Raw genomic sequence first — 17,894 nt, forward strand, 5'->3', positions numbered from 1 at the left:
ATATTGCCAGACTTTAATAAGTCTACCAATCATAACTGCTGAAATGATAGTTCCTATGCCTATTCCCATAATAGGATTATGTGTTATCCAGCTTAAAACAAGCGAACATAAAATCATAGAAATATCAAACATATTTTTGACATTATAGAAAGGATAATGGAAAACTTCACTTATTGTTTTCACAATGCCATCCCCTGGATTTAATACAAAGTTTGTTTCACTTGTCAAATAAACGCCTAAAGAAATACAAAGTAAAGCAATACATAATAGTAACAGTGAATGTATAAAAGATGATGGTGTTATATGAATGATATAATCATAAAAGTCATTAAGATAACCAAATACAAAAGATAGCGGTATTTCTAAAAGGTATTCTTTAGTTATTTTCTTTGATAATAAACATTGTATTCCAACAAACACAATATACCAGATAATAGAGGCTGTTCCTAATGATATATGAAATATTTGACTTGTTGTATAAATGGAACTTGATAATGCAGCAACTCCTAGTCCTGTAGAAATATTCAATACAATTCCTAATGCTAAAAAATTTAAACCAATAATATAAATAATGATTTTTTTCATAATCTAACTCCTTCAATTTATACTTATTTTAATCAATTTATTATAATTGTCTAATATAAAAATGATATAATATAATAACTAAAAGTTATAATAAAGGAGTTTTTCTATGAATATTCAACAATTAAAATGCTTTGTCGAAGTTTCTAAAACTTTAAACTTTACAAAAGCCAGTCAAAATCTATTTATTTCTCAAACAGCTGTTAGTAATCATATTAAACATTTAGAAGAAACACTTGGTTTTCATTTGTTTATAAGAAACAAAAAGCATGTTCAATTAACTCAACAAGGAGAAATCTTTTTAAAAAGTGCTCTTAAAGTCTTGGAAGCAAATCAAGAATGTTATCAAACGATTCAATATTTACATCATGAAAATTTTGGTCAATTAAGAATTGGATATTTAAAAGGCATTGAACATTGCATTATGATTAAAATTATTCAGAATTTTTATCAGCACAATAAACATATGGATATTCAGCTTTATCGTGATTCTAGACAAGAAATTGAAGAGCTGTTAAAAAATCATAAAGTCGATTGTGTATTCACTGCTAGAGTTGGTCATGATCCTATTCCTTTTGAAGATCAGTTTGATTATCTCCATATTTATTCTTATCCATTTGTTGTTGCTATGAATAAAAATCATATTTTATCTTCATATCCATCTTTAGACTATTTTGATATAAAAAATCAAACACATGTGATTATGGATACAAGTCATCCTGATTTTAAAAGCCATGATTTAGATACTCTTTTCATGCATTTAGCTATTAGTCAGGATACTGCCATCCTAGCCCAATTTGTTGAAGATTATTATGCTTATCAAAAATATCTTTGCTTTTTACCTTTAAAAGACTTTTCTCAACAATTCCATATTTATCTGATCTGGCATAAAAACTCTCAAAATAAAAGTTTGAATGCATTTTTACAAAGTATCAAAAAAGAGAAAGAATAATGTTTCTTCCTCTTATTGATAGTCTTCCTGTACATCAAAAGCAATTAAATCATCAAAAGTCTGTCTTCTAATCACTAATTTACTTTTGCCCTGATATGTAAAAACAACAGCTGGCTTTGGTAACTGATTATAGTTAGAAGACATGGAATAGTGATAGGCCCCTGTTGAAAATTGAGCAAAGATATCACCAGGTTCAGGATATGGTAACATAATATCTTTAACAACAATATCAGCAGATTCACAAACCTTTCCAGCAACAGTCACTTTTGTATCACGACGTTCATAAGCTTTATTAACGATAATACCATCATATTGTGCATCATATAAAGCCGTTCTAATATTATCCGTCATTCCACCATCAACACTCATATAAGTACGAACATCTGGAATATCTTTAACTGCTCCCACTGTATATAATGTAATTCCAGCATTACCAACAACATAACGTCCTGGTTCTACAAGTACCATTGGCATTTCCCAACCACGTTTATCATAACCATCTTTAATAATATTCATAATTTCAGAAGTGATTGTTTCAAATTCTAGTGGTTCATCTTTTTTAGTATAAGCAATTCCATATCCACCACCAGCATTTATCTTTTTTACCATAATACCTAATTGATCATATATTTCATAGGCAAAACGTACAAAACGATGCATAGCACTGATATAAGCATATAAATCAAAAACCTGTGAACCAATATGGCAATGTATACCTTCAAATTCGATATGTGTAGAATCAGCAATTTGTTGGATAGCTTTTAAATAAATGCCATTTCTCGCACTGAAACCAAACTTTGTATCCTTATGTCCAGTTTGAATATATCCATGTCCACCAGCTTTAATTTCTGGCACAACTCTTACAGTTGCATAAATGGTTTTATCATATTGAGTTGCTATTTTTTCAATTAATTCTATCTCATAAAAATTATCAATCACAAAATGATCAACATCATGAGCTATCGCATAATCTATTTCAGATGGAAGTTTATTATTTCCATGGAAATAAATTTTATGAGGATCAAAACCAGCTTTTAAGGCAATAGAAATCTCTCCTGCACTCACACAGTCAATACCAATACCATATTCACTGGCAATTTTATATATCTCTAAACAACTAAATGACTTTGAAGCAAATAATGGCAAAACATTATCATACTTATCTAAAAACTTTATTTTTAATTCTTCAAATTGATGTCTTATATGTCCTTCACTCATAACATAAAGTGGCGTTCCATATTTTTTAACTAAATCCATTGCATTGACATCATCAATATATAAACTACGATCCCTAATTTGAGCAAACTGTGTCTGTAAAACCATTGTTCTTCCCCTTTAATATAAATTCTTTAAACTAAATAAACCATTTTCTTTATCAGCAATCTTCAAACATGCTGAAATAGCCCCTTGTACAAAAACTTCTTTTGATAAAGCTGTATGTTTGACTTCAATAATTTCATCATGTCCCGCAAATAAAACACTATGTTCACCAAAAATTGTTCCAGCACGCACAGATTGAATACCAACTTCATTTCTTTCACGTTTATGATGAACAGTAGAACGATCATAAACTTCTTTTGTCTCTTCAATATCTTCATGAATCACATCATATAAAAGTTTAGCTGTTCCACTTGGTGCATCAATTTTTTGATTATGATGTTTTTCAATAATTTCAATATCATATCCATTTTCATAAAATTCTTTCGCTACTTCTTTGACAATCTTTGTTAACATAGAAACACCAAAAGATGTGTTATATGATTGAAAAATAGGAATTTGTGAAGATGCTTCTTCAATATGTAAAATTTGTTGTTCACTATATCCTGTAGTTGCTAGAACAAGTGCACAATGATTTCTAACACCAAATTTTAAAATATCATTTAAATTATCTGGATGCGAAAAATCAATAATAGCATCTATTTTTTCATGAACTTCATTTAAAGATGCATACATTTTTTCATCAATTTTCGCATCAAAGACAGGAGAAACAACACCAACTAAATTCATTTGGGCATTATCTCTCACTGCTTGCGTTACTTTTTTACCCATTAAACCAAAACCATAAACCAATACATTCATATTAATAGCCCTTCTTTTCAAATCTTTCCATAGCATCAAATAATAATTGTTTATTTTTTTCTGTTGTTGGGATTAATGGTCTTCTGACCATTTCACCACATACACCCATTTTTTTAAGTGCAGCCTTAGGCATAATTGGATTGACATCAATAAATAAATATTTGCTGACATCATTGAAATCATATGCCATTTGTCTAGCTAAATCCATATCACCATGTAGCACAGCTTGAGCAAATTTTTCTGTTTCTCTTGGATAAAGATTAGATAAAACAGAAATGACCCCTTTTCCTCCCGCAGCAATAAACGGTAAAATATTATCATCACAGCCACTATACATATCAAAATCTAAATCTTTTGTATGTGTTAAAACATCCATAGCATAAGCAATATTATCAGTTGCATCTTTCATAGCCTTAATATTTCTATGTTTAGCAAGTTCTACAACTGTATCTACTGCAATATTCATTCCTGTACGACCTGGTACATTATATATAATCATTGGAATATCAACACGATCTGCAATATAAGTATAATGATCAATTAAACCTCTTTGACTTGTCTTATTATAATAAGGTGTTACAACTAAAATAGCATCTGCGCCAACTTCTTTTGCAAACTTTGCTTTTTTCAAAGCTGTTTCTGTATCATTTGAACCAGCTCCCGCAATCACTTTCACACCTGTTCCTTTTGTCATTTCCATGACAATCTTTGTTAATTCAAATTCTTCATCAATATGAATTGTTGGTGTTTCTCCAGTTGTTCCATTCACTAAAAGAGCTTGTACTCCACCATCAATCATTCTTTGCACTTGTCTTTTAAAGCCATCATAATCAATACTTCCATCATCTAACATTGGTAATACAAGCGCAACTGCACTTCCTTCAAAAATTGGTTCCATAATTTTCCTCCTATTTATATTCATTTTGAATTTCTGACAAAGCTAAATCAACATATTCCAATGGAATCACACATGAAATAGATACTTCTGATGTTGTGACTTGAAGTAAAGGAATTTGATGTTTCCCTAATAATGTAAATAACATTGCAGCAACACCTACTTCATCTTTCATTTCATGACTTTCCAGTTTAATTTTCGCAACTTGTCTATTTTGATAAATTTGCATACGTGGATGTTTTGATCTTATTAACGATAAAGCATGATCTAAATTTTTCTGATCATCTTGACTACATGTAAAATCAATACGCATTTCATCTTCTAACATCACTTCAGAAATCATATCTATATTGACATTCATTGAAGAAATGGTTTGAAAAATATCTCCAACAAATAATGAATTCTTTTCTACATTCATGAATTTAACTTGAATAATATGATGATCTGATTCAATCAATTTCAATATTTCCACCTTCTTTAAAATAAAAAATTGCAATGGTACCATTGCAATAATAAATATTATTTTATTAAGGCAATAGCACACCACTTCATTACAAAGTGACAGTGATATAGATATTCTCTATACCCCCAGGCAATAATCACATGCAAATAATTATCCCTTCGGCAATCGTTCCTCCTTCTTTTTAGTTGCATCTATTGATAAAAGAACTCTTAACTCTTGCACCTCTATCTTTTTTTAATACTATCATATGACTTCATTGAAAGCAACCTTTATTTTTTGTTCAATTATGTTATACTTGTAAAAAAAGAAAAGAGGTTTTTATGATGATTATATTTTATACACTCCTATCCCTATTTCTTATTATAACACCTTTTCTATATTTTCTTCGTATATTTGAACATATGAAAAAAAGTTGGCGTTATACTTTATCTATTTTAACACTTATAGCCATCATAACACTTCTTATAGAAGTCATTTTTCAACCAACATCCTCTTTATGGTTTGTTTGGAACAATATAATAAATTTTTATATCCTATGTTCTTTTTGTTTTTTTATATGGATTGGTTTATATCATTTATGGTGTCATATCATTCATCATAAACATCATTCTTTTTTTATAATATGTCTTTTACTTGTATCTATTTCTATAACTGGTTTAGGATATAGCTCTCATTATCATAAAGAGATCACAGATTACCATGTCACTATTCCTAAAAATACGACTCTTTCATCATTAAAAATAGCCTTTATAAGTGATATTCATATTGGTAGTGGAACAAGCCCTCAACAAATCAAAAATCTTGTTGATACATTAAATCAAAATCAATATGACCTCATTTGTTTAGGTGGTGATATATTTGATGAAAATTCTCCTCAAGACTATATCGAACAAACATTAAAAATATTATCTGCTGCTCATTGCAAATATGGTATTTATGCAGTTGATGGTAACCATGAAAAATACATTTCTCTATCTAGTCAAAAACTTTATCAAAAATACAAAATCACTTATTTAAATGAAAAATTTGTATGTATTGATGGACTGTTTAATATAATAGGACGAGAAGATGTCAGTTTACATTCTTCAACTTCCCTAGATACAATTTGTGAAAATATGGATAGTTCACTACCAACCATTGTTTTAGATCACAACCCTGGTCGATATAAAGAAAATCAAAAATATGCTGATATTCAGCTTTCTGGTCATACACATGCTGGACAGATTTTTCCTGGAAATGTCATTACCAATTTGCTTTATGATAATGATTATGGTTTATTGGTACAAGATCATCATTCATTAATTGTTTCCAGTGGTTATGGTTCATGGGGATTTCCTATAAGATTTATGACAAATTGTGAATATGTTGAAGTATATGTTTCATTTTAAGAAAAAATTTTTTTATGGTAGACTTTTGAATTCAAATAATATATCATATGAAAAGCGAGGTACAGGTATTATGGTTATAGAATTAGACAGTCAATTTGAAAATAGAAAAGAAATCATTGAAAATATTGTGAGAAAGGTTATTCAAGATCACAATATTGAAATATCTGATGTTTCTTTTGATAACTTAATTATTCATCTTTCTTTATGTATTTCTAGAGAAATCAATGGAACTTATATTCCAACAAGTGAAAGTCAGATTAATCATTTAAAAAGTCATGAATATTATGGTGTTTCTAAACAAATTATTGATCAGTTAGATCAACAATTTCATGTTGAAATTGATGAAAATCAAATTCAATATGTCACTATGTATTTAGCAAATATTAATCTGTTAGATATTGATTTTAATTGTGAGTTTGATTTATGTGATGATGAAACTGAAGATATTATTAATGAAACAATCAACCGTATTGAAGCCGATCTTCAATTAGATTTAAGAAAAAACAAAGAATTCTATACAGGTATGACACTTCACTTCTATCCTGCTTTAGATCGCTTACAAAACAATCATCAACTCACTAACAACCCATTAAAAGATAAAATTCAAGCTCAATTCCAATTAGAATATAAGTGTGCAGAAATTTTCAATGATATTGTCAATGAACATTATCATAAAAGATTTAATGAACATGAATTAGCTTATATTGCTTTACATTTTGGAACAGCTTTAAAGAAACAGTAATGAAAGTCGAAAGGCTTTCTTTTTTTTGCAAAAAAATCAGCTTTATAAGCTGATTTATACAAAAGCATGTTTTCTTACTTTTAAGTAACAGATCATTTGAGCACTTAATGTCAAAATCCATGAAATTGGATAAGAAATATAAAGAACAAAGAGAGAATGATTCATTTGGAAGACTGTAAATATCCAAATAACACGGAATAAACAGGCTCCTGTTAAAGAGATAAGCATTGGCATCATGGAATAACCCATACCTCTTAAACTTCCTACAATAACATCCATAATACCACATAAAAAATAAGATGCACTGACAATACTTAAACGAATAAGCCCAGCAGAAATAACTTGTGGATCAGTTGAATAAATAGTTAATAAAACATCTCCTAACAAGTATGCTCCAAAACCTAAAACAAATCCAATAATACTAACAACAGCTAAACATCTCACAAGAATTTGATTCACTCTTGAATAATTCTTTGCTCCCATATTTTGACTGGTAAAACTTAAGGATGTCTGATAAATAGAGTTCATAGCTGTATAAACAAATCCTTCAATATTACTTGCTGAAGTATTTCCAGCAACAATAATAGATCCAAATGAATTGACTGATGATTGAATTAAAACATTTGAAATATTAAATACCATTCCTTGTAATCCTGCAGGTAATCCAATTTGCAACATTTTTATTAATTTATCTTTATGAAAACGTAATTGATCTTTAGATAATTTTAAAACACCATCAGCATGAATTAAACATCTTAACACTAATACTGCTGATATACATTCAGACATCATTGTTGAAATGGCGACTCCTGCAACACCTAAATGAAAAACAATAACAAAGATTAAATTGAAAATAACATTAATAATTCCTGCAAAAGTTAAATAATAAAGTGGTCTTTTGGTATCTCCAACAGTTCGTAATAAGGCTGCCCCAAAATTATAAACCATAAAACCAGGCATACCAATAAAATAGATACGCATATATATTGTTGATAAATCAATCACATTTTGAGGTGTTCCCATTAATTCCAAAAGTGGTCTTGCAAATATATTACCTACAAAAATCATAATGATTCCACCATAAATAGCAGTACAAATAGCTGTATGTACTGTTTCTGATGCATTTTTATCATCGTGAGCCCCACAAAATCTTCCAAATAAAACATTGGCTCCAACCGATATTCCTATGAACAGATTCACTAATAAATTGATTAATGAACTTGTTGATCCTACGGCTGCTAATGCATCACTGCCAGTAAATCTCCCCACAACAATAATATCAGCTGCATTAAATAATAATTGTAATATTCCTGATAGCATCAATGGCACAGAAAATATAATAATTTGTTTTAATAATGGACCATGACACATATCAATTTCATAGCTTTTATTCATGATTTTCCTCCCCATTTCTTCGCTTGCATATTATAGCACTCTTTCATTAGAAAATATGATCTTTTCTTTTTTTGAAATGATATGATTGAATATTCAAGTTATTTCAAGAAAAAAAGATGAATTAACTCATCCTTTTCATTTATTTTTAAATATCAGATATAGAATATAGAGAATAACACATTCCAAAAGACATGCTAAGGTAACAAGTATTGCAAAGTAACTAATCAGCGATAAAGTCTGATTTCCTCTATTAAATGCTGTTACAACTAAGAAAACAATAACACTTATTAACCCTATTCTTCTTAAATATTTAAAAAATTTATAATATCTTTCTGCTAAAAACTGATACTTTTTCACATTATTTACCTATACAAAAGCGTTTAAATAACTCATCCAGTAAGTCCTCTTTTGCTCTTTCTCCTAAAATCTCTTTTAAACTTTCCCAACTTTCATATAAATCTGTAACAATTAAATCAGTTGGCACATATTCTTGCATTGCTTGAATAGCATTTTTTAATGATTGATTTGCTTTTTCTAATAATTGAATTTGTCTCGCATTCGCAAGAATGTCATCTTGTGATGAAGTAATTTGTCCTAATTCAAACATAGCTTTAATCTTTTGAATTAATGGTTCAATATCATGATTCTTAGCACTAATTGCAATACCATCAATATCTTTAATTTCTCCCTGATCCTTTTTATTAATGACAATAATTCTTTGTGTATCCTTTGATAACTCTAATAATTCATAATCTTCTTGAGTTAATGGTTGAGAACCATCTAATACCAATAATACTAAATCTGCTTTATGAATCAGTTTTTTTGATTTATGAACACCAATATTTTCAACAACATCATCAGTATCTCTAATACCGGCTGTATCAATCATATTTAAAACAATATGATCTAATCGAATCGTTCCTTCAACAATATCTCTTGTTGTTCCAGCAATATCTGTAACAATGGCTTTATCTTCATCTAATAAAGCATTTAACAAGCTTGATTTTCCAACATTAGGTTTTCCTATAATCACTGTTGAAATACCATCTTTTAATAAATGAACATTTTTAGATGAATCAATAATATGATTCATTTTTTCTTGTAATTGTATACTTTTAGGAAGTAAAGATTCAGCTGTTAATTCTTCAACATCTTCATATTCAGGATAATCAATATTGACTTCTATCTGTGTAATAATCTGAATGAGATCTTCTTTTAAATCTTCAATAAAATGACTGATATTGCCTTGAATTCCTCTTAATGCTAATTGAGAAGCATAATCATTTTTAGCACTAATTAAATCACTAATAGCTTCTGCTTGTGATAAATCAATACGTCCATTTAAGAAAGCTCGTTTTGAAAACTCTCCATGTTCTGCCATACGTGCACCCATCTTTAAACAAAGATTCAAAACCTTTTGAGTAATAAAGATACCACCATGACAGTTAATCTCTACCATTTCTTCTCCCGTAAAAGTTCTATGTCCACGATATATATTAACCAAAACTTCATCAACTTTTTCATCTTGATCTTTAATAAATCCATATGTAATAGTATGACTTGCTTTATCTATGATCTTTCCAGTAAAAAACTGTTGAACAAAAGCAATACATCCCTTTCCACTTAAACGAATAATAGATATAGCTGCTTCTAATCTTGAAGTTGCTATAGCAACAATAATATCATCATTCATTTGAATCAATTCCTTTCTTTCTACTTCATATAGTATAACAATATCTTTTTAAAATATCTATGAAGTTATGAAAAAAAGTAGCACTCTTGTGCTACTAACAATGATTTGAAAGATTCATTGCAGGATAATCTTGATATTTCTTAGCTTCTTGTTCATCTAAAAATATAGAATAATGAATCTGTCTTGATGAAATCTCATGATGACCACTACAATTTGCATATCCTTCAATTTTAAATGTATATTCCTGATCTTTGATTTGAATATCAAAAACCTTTCCATTCATAACAAACCCTTGAACAATAAAATATACAGTTTGTCCTTCCTTAAGCATTTTCTTCCAATCCTTCAAATTGTAAACGATAGTATTTGGCATAAACATTATTTTTATTCAATAAGAATTGGTGTGTCCCTCTTTCAACAATACCATTATTACCAATGACAATAATTTCATCAGCATTTCTAATTGTAGATAATCTATGAGCAATGGTAATACATGTACGATTCTTTGCTAAGGCTTCTAAGCTTTTTTGAATATGACGTTCACTTTCATTATCCAAAGCACTTGTTGCTTCATCAAGAATTAAAATCTTTGGATCTTTTAAGAATATTCTGGCAATAGAAATACGTTGTTTTTGTCCACCACTTAAACGTGTTCCTCTCTCACCTACATATGTATCATAGCCATCAGGTAAACTCATAATAAAATCATGAATATTCGCTTTTTTAGCTGCTTCAATAATTTCTTCATCACTGGCACCTGGTTTTCCATAAGAAATATTTTCTTTAATAGAACCAGTAAATAAATATACATCCTGTTGTACAATCCCAATAGATTGGCGTAATGATTTGAGAGTTAATTTTCTAATATCTTGACCATCTATTTCAATACTTCCACCTGTTACATCATAAAAACGAAGTAACAATGAACAAATGGTTGTTTTTCCTCCACCAGATGGACCAACTAATGCAATAGATTTTCCTGAATCAATATGAATATTGAGATGATCTAATACTTTTTCATCATCATATCCAAAGCTCACATCTTTATAATCAATAACACCCTGAACATTAACTAAATCATGACTGTCTGGAGCATCTTGAATTTCAACTTGAGTTTCCATCACTTCATTGAATCTTTTGAATCCTGAATAACCTTTTTGAAGCATTTCTGTAAATTCTACTAAGACTTCAATTGGAGTAATAAAGATATTAATATATAAAGCATAAGTTGCAAGAGCGACAGGTTCTAATGATCCTTCAGCAATAAAGAATCCCCCAGCAACTAAAATCGTAACATATAAAAGTCCCTGAAAGAAATTGTTACCACCTTGGAATTTTCCCATACAATGATAATTATTTTTCTTACTTTGTAAAAATCTTTCATTACTTCTTGCAAATTTATGTCTTTCAATATCTTCATTTGCAAAAGATTTCACAACTCTAATTCCAGCTAAAGTATCCTGTAAAGATGCATTAACACCTGCAATCTTTTGACGATTATCCATAAATGTCTGTTGCATAGATTTGTTTTGTTTTAATGAAAACAACAACATACATAATGTTACAATCATCAATAAGATAGTTAAAGGAACATGAATATACATTAATAAAATAAATGAACCTATAATTTTAAGTAATGATATAAATACATTTTCTGGTCCATGATGAGCAAACTCACAAATATCAAATAAATCACTTACTAACTTACTCATCATTTCCCCTGTATTATTACGGTCATAATAAGAAAAAGATAATTGTTCAAACTTATCAAACAAATCTTTTCTCATATCTCTTTCCATTTGAGCACCCATAATATGTCCCTGTGCTGATACATAATATTTACATAATGCACGAATAGCATACATAATCAGTAAAAAGATGGCTAACCAGAATAAACTTTGAATAATTGTCTGATGATCAGCGATATATAATGTATCATTTAAATAATTTAAGATTTGAGGAAAAGCCAAATCAATAAGACTGATAATCATGGCACAGATCATATCTAAAAAGAAAACTGTTTTATATGGTTTATAATATTGTATAAACTTTCTCATAATCTTCATAATATACCCTCCATTCTACAACTTTTCCCATTATAACATATCTAAAAAAAAAGAAAACATTTCTGCTTTCTTACTCATCAAATATATTGAAAATATCTTTTTTATTTTCTAATAAATAAGCTTTTTGATCTTTGATTATATAATTTCCATTGATTATATATACTTGTTGATCATCTAATTCAATTTGATATGTGGGTCCTTTTGTTTTTTCATAATCTTTTTGAGCATTTTTGAAATGAATAGACTGATTTAATGTCTTAACTAATAAATCAATCTTATCTTGATTGTGAATGGAATACTGAATCGGCTTTTCTTGTTTTCCATAAATCGTTAATGTTGCATATTGATAAGAAGGTTGCTTCATTTTTAAACTTATCCCTCCTATTACAACAATAAACAATACAAGTATGGCTATGATTTTTCTTTTCATGATTACCCACCTCAAGTTCATTCTATCATAAACAAATGAAATTCTTGTGTATAATTAAAAAAACTCTATCCAAGATAGAGTTTAATCAACATATGAAATTGTCGTAAATCTTCCTTTTCCTTCTCCCTGACTTTCAGTTTTTAAATGTGGACCCATTTCAGAAATTGTTTGATGAATCACTTTTCTTTCATCAGCAGGTAAAGGATCAAGTTTCACATCTATTTTTGTACGTAAGACTTGTTTACCAAGTCTTTTTGCCATAGCTGAAACTTTTCTATATCTATTTTCTTTATATCCATTAATATCTAAGCTAATTTCAAATCTTTTCTTAAATTCATTTTGTACAGCTTGTCTTGCGATAAAATTAAATGCTCTTAGAATAACCCCATTTTTACCAATTAAAATAGAATTATTATCTGTATTAATATTACAATAAATACGTCCATCTTGAGTATATGAAACAGTTTCTACTTGAAATTCCATATTTGTAAGTGTCTTTCTTACAAAGTTTTCTAAATATTCCTGAACCATACTCTGACAATAACATTCAATCACAACTTTTTTAGAAAATAATCCCTTTTTTTCTTCAATAATTTCATATGTCAATTCATCAGGAGTAATTCCTAAATCTTGGCAAGCATGTTGAATCACATCATCTAATGTTTTTCCTTCATATGTCTTCATAGTTTTGCCCAGTCCTTATTTATCTTTTTTCTTTTCAATGTGATATAGTTGAATATAAACTGTTCTTGCAATTGTAATTAAACTTGTTGTAATCCAGTATAATGACATTGCTGTTGGCATTGATACTGCAAACCATACAATCATAACAGTCATGACAATATTCATTGTTTTCATTGATTGTTGTTGTTTTGAAACCTTATATCTTGGATTTCTCTTTAACATAATATTATTGATTTCAATCGCAAAATATTGTGTTAAACCAACCAATGCTACAATAACGATATAAGCCCATTCACCTTTAGTAATAGCTGACATTGGCGTAATTCCTAATTCTAATCCAAATAATGTTGAATCATATAAGATTTCAACTCTTTGTACAGCCTGCCATACTGCAAGCATGATTGGTAATGTTAAGAATGTTGAAAAACTACTAAACATACTGATATTATGCTTTTTATATAAAGCTTGGATTTCAGCAGTTTGACGCATTTGTGATGCCTGATCTTTTCTACCAGCATATTTTCTTTGAATTCTTTCCATTTCTGGTTGAAGCAACTGCATTTTTTGTGTTGATTCAGTTGACTTAATCATAATAGGTAAAATTAATAAGTTAATAAAGATTGTCATACCAACAACCCCATAAGCCACATTTCCTAACTTACTAATAAACAAAATACCTCTAGCAATTGGATAAGTTAAAATAAAATCAAAAAATCCTAATTCACTTAAACTCCAAGGTGTAGATTCAGTAATAGCTCGTGAAGCAATAAGATGTCCATTTTTATCAAGATTATTTGTACATCCCACTAACACAAAGATCACAGCTACTAAAGCAAATACCTTTAAAAACTTCTTTGTACGTTGATCTAAATACATTGTTACTTTTCCATCCTTCTCCTTATTTTATTATATAGAGATACAATACTATTTAAATTATCTTGATAAGAATGATTTAAAAAATCATATCTCACTATAATAATAAAATCCATCTTTTGATCTCTATCAAAAACTTGTTGAACCATCATTCTGACTTGTCTTTTAATCTTATTACGAACAACAGCGTTTCCTAATTTTTTACTTACTGAGATTCCCACTCTTAAATGATTATCATTTTGATGATAATAAACAACAAATTGTTTATTAGCTACAGATTTTTTCTTTTTTATAATAGTTTGGAAATCTTCATTCTTCTTTACACGATATTCTTTTTTCATATTTTTTTAGAAAAAAAACCACATTAAAGTGGAATTTTTTTAGGCAGATAAAACTTTTCTTCCTCTCTTACGGCGACGAGCAAGTACTTTTCTTCCGCCTACTGTTGCCATTCTAGCTCTAAAACCATGAGTTTTTGATCTTTTTCTCTTATTTGGTTGATATGTTCTTTTCATTGATTACACCTCCAAAATAATAAATTTTTTATACACAATAACATATGCCCCATTATTATATGGGTTTTGCTTTTATAAGTCAATGAAAATATAGAAAATTATTTGATTATTCAAGCATTTTCTTTCCTGATAAAGTTCTATTTACTTTCATTTGTGCATATCATTTATCAGGAGTATTTACGTCTATTCACAACTTATGCACAAACGCTTAAAAGTTATTCACAATTGTGCATAACTCTACATTTATTCACTTATATCGACATTTTTCTTGTGCATTATTTGTTGCTTTTTATGTGAATTAAAAAAATAAAATCATTTTGTGCACAATTATGCACATAGCATAACTTTTTATGCACAATTTCGATATCATGAAATTTGTGTAAAACTAAAAAAAGCCCGTCAATTCAATATAATTTGATGTGCATAACTATGTGAATAACTTGTGCGTATTTTTTTTCATCTTCTATTTATTCACTTTTTCCTTTATAATGTGTCTTGGAGATGGTGAAAATGAACAATTTAGATATGAACTGGCAAAAAACTTTAAGTTTATTCCAAGGAAAACTTGATGATTATGGATTAGATAAAATTACTTTTGATTCTTTTTTCACTACCTTAGAAATCAAAGACATTGTAGGAAGTGTCGTGACGATCACCATTGATACAAAATGGAGCTTAGATGTTGTAGAACCTTATTTAACGCATTTACAGGAAATCTACAATACTGTCACTAATGGACACTATCAGCTACATTTAATGACTGAAGAAGATTTTAAACAAAGTCATGCAAAACAAGAACATTTATTACATTTTGATGATCACTTAAATCCTGATTTGACTTTTGATAATTTCGTTATTGGAAACAGTAATAGAATTGCTCAAAATGCATCTTTAGCAGTTGCTATGAAACCTGGTATTTCTTATAGTCCATTATTTATTCATAGTAATTCAGGATTAGGAAAAACACATTTATTAAATGCTATTGGAAATTATGCTAAAAAACGTGATCCATCTATAAATGTTTTATTTACAACAAGTGAGAACTTTGTGAATGAATATATTCAATCATTAGCTAATCATGCAATGGATGAATTTAACTATAAATATCGTCAAATGGATATATTATTAATAGATGATATTCAATTCATGGCTACAAAAGAATCATCAAGTGAAATCTTTTTCAACATTTTTAATACTTTAATTAGTAATAAAAAACAGATTGTCATTACTTCAGATAAACCTCCACGTGATCTAAAGGGAATGGAAAGTCGATTAGTCAGTCGATTTTCATCTGGTTTAACAGTAAGTATTGATACACCTGAATTTGAAACGGCTAAAGCCATTTTAAGAAAGAAAATAGAAATTGAAAATGTTGATTATCCAATAACGGAAGAAGTTTTAGACTTTATTGCCACTCATTTTAATACTGATGTCAGAGAACTAGAAGGAAGTTTAAAAAGATTATTATTTTATAAGCTCATATGTGGTAAAAAATTAGATGTTATTGACTTGAATTTTGCCTTAGAAGCCTTTAGTGATTCTTATAGTCAGCCAACACAGAAAAAAGAATTAACTGTTTCAAATATAAAGAAATGTGTTGCCGATTATTATAATTTAACAGTTGCTCAAATTAATTCTAAATCAAGAACATCTAGTATTATTGTCGCAAGACATATTGCCATGTATTTAGTCAGAGAACTCATTGAAGATATTTCATTCATTCAAATTGGTCATGAATTTGGTGGAAGAGATCATTCAACTGTCATGAAAGCTTGTCATAAAGTTCAACAGAAATTAGAAAAAGATATGAATTATCGTCAAGCTATTCAAGATATTAAAAAGAAACTTGTGTAAAAGTTATGCACACTTATCCACAACTTATACACATCATAAAAATAAAAAAACAATGAATAAAACGTCACTTTTTTTCACTTATGCATATTGTGCACAATATTATTATTATGTTATTATTTAAATAATATAAAATATAAAGGAGATCATTTATGAATTTTAAGATTAAAAGATTGGAATTATTGAATGCTCTAACTAAAGTTTCAAGAGCAGTTTCTATAAAAAGTCCATTACCTGTTTTAACTGGTATTAAATTTGATTTAAAAGAAGATGAACTAATTTTAACTGGTAGTGATAGTGATATTACAATTCAAACAAGTATTCAAGATCATATTGATATTATTGAACCTGGTAGTGTTGTTTTATCATCTAAATATATATTAGAAATTATTAAAAAGATTGATTCTGAAGATGTACATATTTTTATTGTAGATGGAACACTTACAAGAATTGAAGGAGCTAACTCTCGTTTTGATTTAAATGGAACATCTTATATTGATTATCCTCGTATTGATTTAAATAAAACAGGTGTTAATTTACAGATGAAATCTATTGATTTAAAAGAAGCAATTGAACAAACTTCATTTGCGACAAGTGAAAAAGAAACAAGACCTGTTTTAACAGGAGTTAACTTCAAAGCTAAAGATCATGTTTTAGAATGTATTGCGACAGATAGTTATCGTTTAGCAAAACGTATTTTAAATATTGATTCTGATATTTCATTTAATATTATTATTCCTAAAAAGAGTTTAATTGAAATTAGTCGTATTATTGAAAAAGATGAACTGATTGATTTATATGTATCTGATCGTAAAGTTTTATTTGTTTTTGATCATGTTTTAATTCAAACAAGATTAATTGATGGAACTTTCCCTGATACAAGTCGTTTAATTCCTGATAGTTTTGATTATTCTATGAGTATTGATAGCACAAGTTTATTAAATTCTATTGATAGAGCATCATTACTGACAAATGAACAAACAAACATTGTTAAACTTACAATGAATCAAGATACAGTGATTTTATCTTCATTCTCTCAAGAAATTGGGTCAGTAGAAGAAAACTTATCTAGAGCTTTCTATAAAGGTGAACCTTTAAAAATTTCATTTAGTGCCAGATATTTAACTGATGCCATTAAGAGTATTAATGGACAAAAAGTGAGAGTCTTATTTACTGGTGAAATGAAACCATTTATTATTAAAGACTTTGAAAGAGAAGATATTATTCAATTGGTTTTACCTGTGAGAACTTATTAAGCTAATCTATTCACGATTAGCTTTTTTTGT

General features: G+C 28.5%; 20 protein-coding genes and 1 riboswitch. Of the genes, 5 read left to right on the forward strand and 15 right to left on the reverse strand.

Going from position 1 to position 17,894, the window contains the following annotated elements; all coding sequences use genetic code 11:
* The coding region (locus E0K96_RS11450; protein ID WP_206080733.1) for a YczE/YyaS/YitT family protein at window positions 1-585 on the reverse strand (585 nt) is incomplete at its 3' end.
* 106 nt (window positions 586-691) lie between these two features.
* On the opposite strand from E0K96_RS11450, the gene E0K96_RS11455 reads away from it, so the two are divergent.
* Complete coding sequence (locus E0K96_RS11455) at window positions 692-1,534, forward strand: LysR family transcriptional regulator (protein WP_168083300.1); 843 nt, start codon at window positions 692-694, stop codon at window positions 1,532-1,534.
* Between the two features lie 12 nt (window positions 1,535-1,546).
* Here the strand turns inward: E0K96_RS11455 and lysA are convergent, their stop codons facing one another.
* Genes lysA through E0K96_RS11475 form a run of 4 tightly spaced genes read right to left on the reverse strand, consistent with a single transcriptional unit; the run spans window position 1,547 to window position 4,980 of the window.
* Complete coding sequence (lysA, locus tag E0K96_RS11460) at window positions 1,547-2,857, reverse strand: diaminopimelate decarboxylase (RefSeq protein WP_168083302.1); 1,311 nt, start codon at window positions 2,855-2,857, stop codon at window positions 1,547-1,549.
* Between the two features lie 12 nt (window positions 2,858-2,869).
* Window positions 2,870-3,613 (reverse strand): 4-hydroxy-tetrahydrodipicolinate reductase, encoded by a 744-nt coding sequence (dapB, locus tag E0K96_RS11465; RefSeq protein WP_087304809.1) that lies wholly within the window; start codon window positions 3,611-3,613, stop codon window positions 2,870-2,872.
* Window position 3,614: 1 nt separating this feature from the next.
* Window positions 3,615-4,511 (reverse strand): 4-hydroxy-tetrahydrodipicolinate synthase, encoded by an 897-nt coding sequence (gene dapA, locus E0K96_RS11470; protein ID WP_087304810.1) that lies wholly within the window; start codon window positions 4,509-4,511, stop codon window positions 3,615-3,617.
* 10 nt (window positions 4,512-4,521) lie between these two features.
* Window positions 4,522-4,980, reverse strand: coding sequence for an ACT domain-containing protein (locus E0K96_RS11475; RefSeq protein WP_370519926.1), 459 nt, complete (start codon window positions 4,978-4,980; stop codon window positions 4,522-4,524).
* 56 nt (window positions 4,981-5,036) lie between these two features.
* Window positions 5,037-5,206, reverse strand: a riboswitch (Lysine riboswitch).
* A gap of 166 nt (window positions 5,207-5,372) precedes the next feature.
* Between E0K96_RS11475 and E0K96_RS11480 the strand changes: the two genes are divergently transcribed.
* Together E0K96_RS11480 and E0K96_RS11485 are read left to right on the forward strand one after the other, a co-directional pair.
* Entirely contained in the window at window positions 5,373-6,359 is a 987-nt protein-coding gene (locus tag E0K96_RS11480; RefSeq protein WP_168083306.1) for a metallophosphoesterase, read from the forward strand.
* Between the two features lie 70 nt (window positions 6,360-6,429).
* Window positions 6,430-7,101 (forward strand): BglG family transcription antiterminator, encoded by a 672-nt coding sequence (locus tag E0K96_RS11485; RefSeq protein ID WP_087304831.1) that lies wholly within the window; start codon window positions 6,430-6,432, stop codon window positions 7,099-7,101.
* A 54-nt stretch (window positions 7,102-7,155) separates the two neighbouring features.
* Here E0K96_RS11485 and E0K96_RS11490 read toward each other — a convergent pair whose 3' ends face one another.
* From E0K96_RS11490 to rpmH, 10 genes are all read right to left on the reverse strand, one after another.
* Window positions 7,156-8,496, reverse strand: coding sequence for an MATE family efflux transporter (locus E0K96_RS11490; protein ID WP_168083308.1), 1,341 nt, complete (start codon window positions 8,494-8,496; stop codon window positions 7,156-7,158).
* A 135-nt stretch (window positions 8,497-8,631) separates the two neighbouring features.
* Complete coding sequence (locus tag E0K96_RS11495; RefSeq protein ID WP_087245094.1) at window positions 8,632-8,853, reverse strand: hypothetical protein; 222 nt, start codon at window positions 8,851-8,853, stop codon at window positions 8,632-8,634.
* 1 nt (window position 8,854) lies between these two features.
* On the reverse strand, window positions 8,855-10,189 hold the full coding sequence (gene mnmE / locus E0K96_RS11500; protein WP_168083310.1) for a tRNA uridine-5-carboxymethylaminomethyl(34) synthesis GTPase MnmE: 1,335 nt from the start codon (window positions 10,187-10,189) through the stop codon (window positions 8,855-8,857).
* 94 nt (window positions 10,190-10,283) lie between these two features.
* Window positions 10,284-10,520, reverse strand: coding sequence for a hypothetical protein (locus E0K96_RS11505; RefSeq protein WP_168083312.1), 237 nt, complete (start codon window positions 10,518-10,520; stop codon window positions 10,284-10,286).
* On the reverse strand, window positions 10,513-12,255 hold the full coding sequence (locus E0K96_RS11510) for an ABC transporter ATP-binding protein (protein ID WP_087245091.1): 1,743 nt from the start codon (window positions 12,253-12,255) through the stop codon (window positions 10,513-10,515). Before E0K96_RS11510 ends, E0K96_RS11505 begins: the two co-directional genes overlap by 8 nt.
* Before the next feature lie 70 nt (window positions 12,256-12,325).
* Window positions 12,326-12,685 (reverse strand): hypothetical protein, encoded by a 360-nt coding sequence (locus tag E0K96_RS11515; RefSeq protein WP_168083314.1) that lies wholly within the window; start codon window positions 12,683-12,685, stop codon window positions 12,326-12,328.
* Between the two features lie 81 nt (window positions 12,686-12,766).
* Window positions 12,767-13,369: a Jag family protein gene (locus E0K96_RS11520; RefSeq protein ID WP_087297276.1), complete on the reverse strand. Its 603-nt coding sequence runs from the start codon at window positions 13,367-13,369 to the stop codon at window positions 12,767-12,769.
* A gap of 15 nt (window positions 13,370-13,384) precedes the next feature.
* Window positions 13,385-14,245, reverse strand: coding sequence for a YidC/Oxa1 family membrane protein insertase (locus E0K96_RS11525; protein ID WP_087304823.1), 861 nt, complete (start codon window positions 14,243-14,245; stop codon window positions 13,385-13,387).
* A gap of 2 nt (window positions 14,246-14,247) precedes the next feature.
* Window positions 14,248-14,583 (reverse strand): ribonuclease P protein component, encoded by a 336-nt coding sequence (gene rnpA / locus E0K96_RS11530; protein ID WP_087304824.1) that lies wholly within the window; start codon window positions 14,581-14,583, stop codon window positions 14,248-14,250.
* A 39-nt stretch (window positions 14,584-14,622) separates the two neighbouring features.
* Window positions 14,623-14,757: a 50S ribosomal protein L34 gene (rpmH, locus tag E0K96_RS11535; RefSeq protein ID WP_003535525.1), complete on the reverse strand. Its 135-nt coding sequence runs from the start codon at window positions 14,755-14,757 to the stop codon at window positions 14,623-14,625.
* A 510-nt stretch (window positions 14,758-15,267) separates the two neighbouring features.
* Here rpmH and dnaA point away from each other — a divergent pair.
* Window positions 15,268-16,611, forward strand: coding sequence for a chromosomal replication initiator protein DnaA (gene dnaA / locus E0K96_RS11540; RefSeq protein WP_168083316.1), 1,344 nt, complete (start codon window positions 15,268-15,270; stop codon window positions 16,609-16,611).
* A 149-nt stretch (window positions 16,612-16,760) separates the two neighbouring features.
* Entirely contained in the window at window positions 16,761-17,864 is a 1,104-nt protein-coding gene (dnaN, locus tag E0K96_RS11545; RefSeq protein ID WP_087245085.1) for a DNA polymerase III subunit beta, read from the forward strand.
* Window positions 17,865-17,894: the final 30 nt, after the last annotated feature.

This window comes from Massilimicrobiota sp. SW1139 (assembly GCF_012027715.1).
GTDB lineage: Bacteria > Bacillota_I > Bacilli_A > Erysipelotrichales > Coprobacillaceae > Allocoprobacillus > Allocoprobacillus merdigallinarum.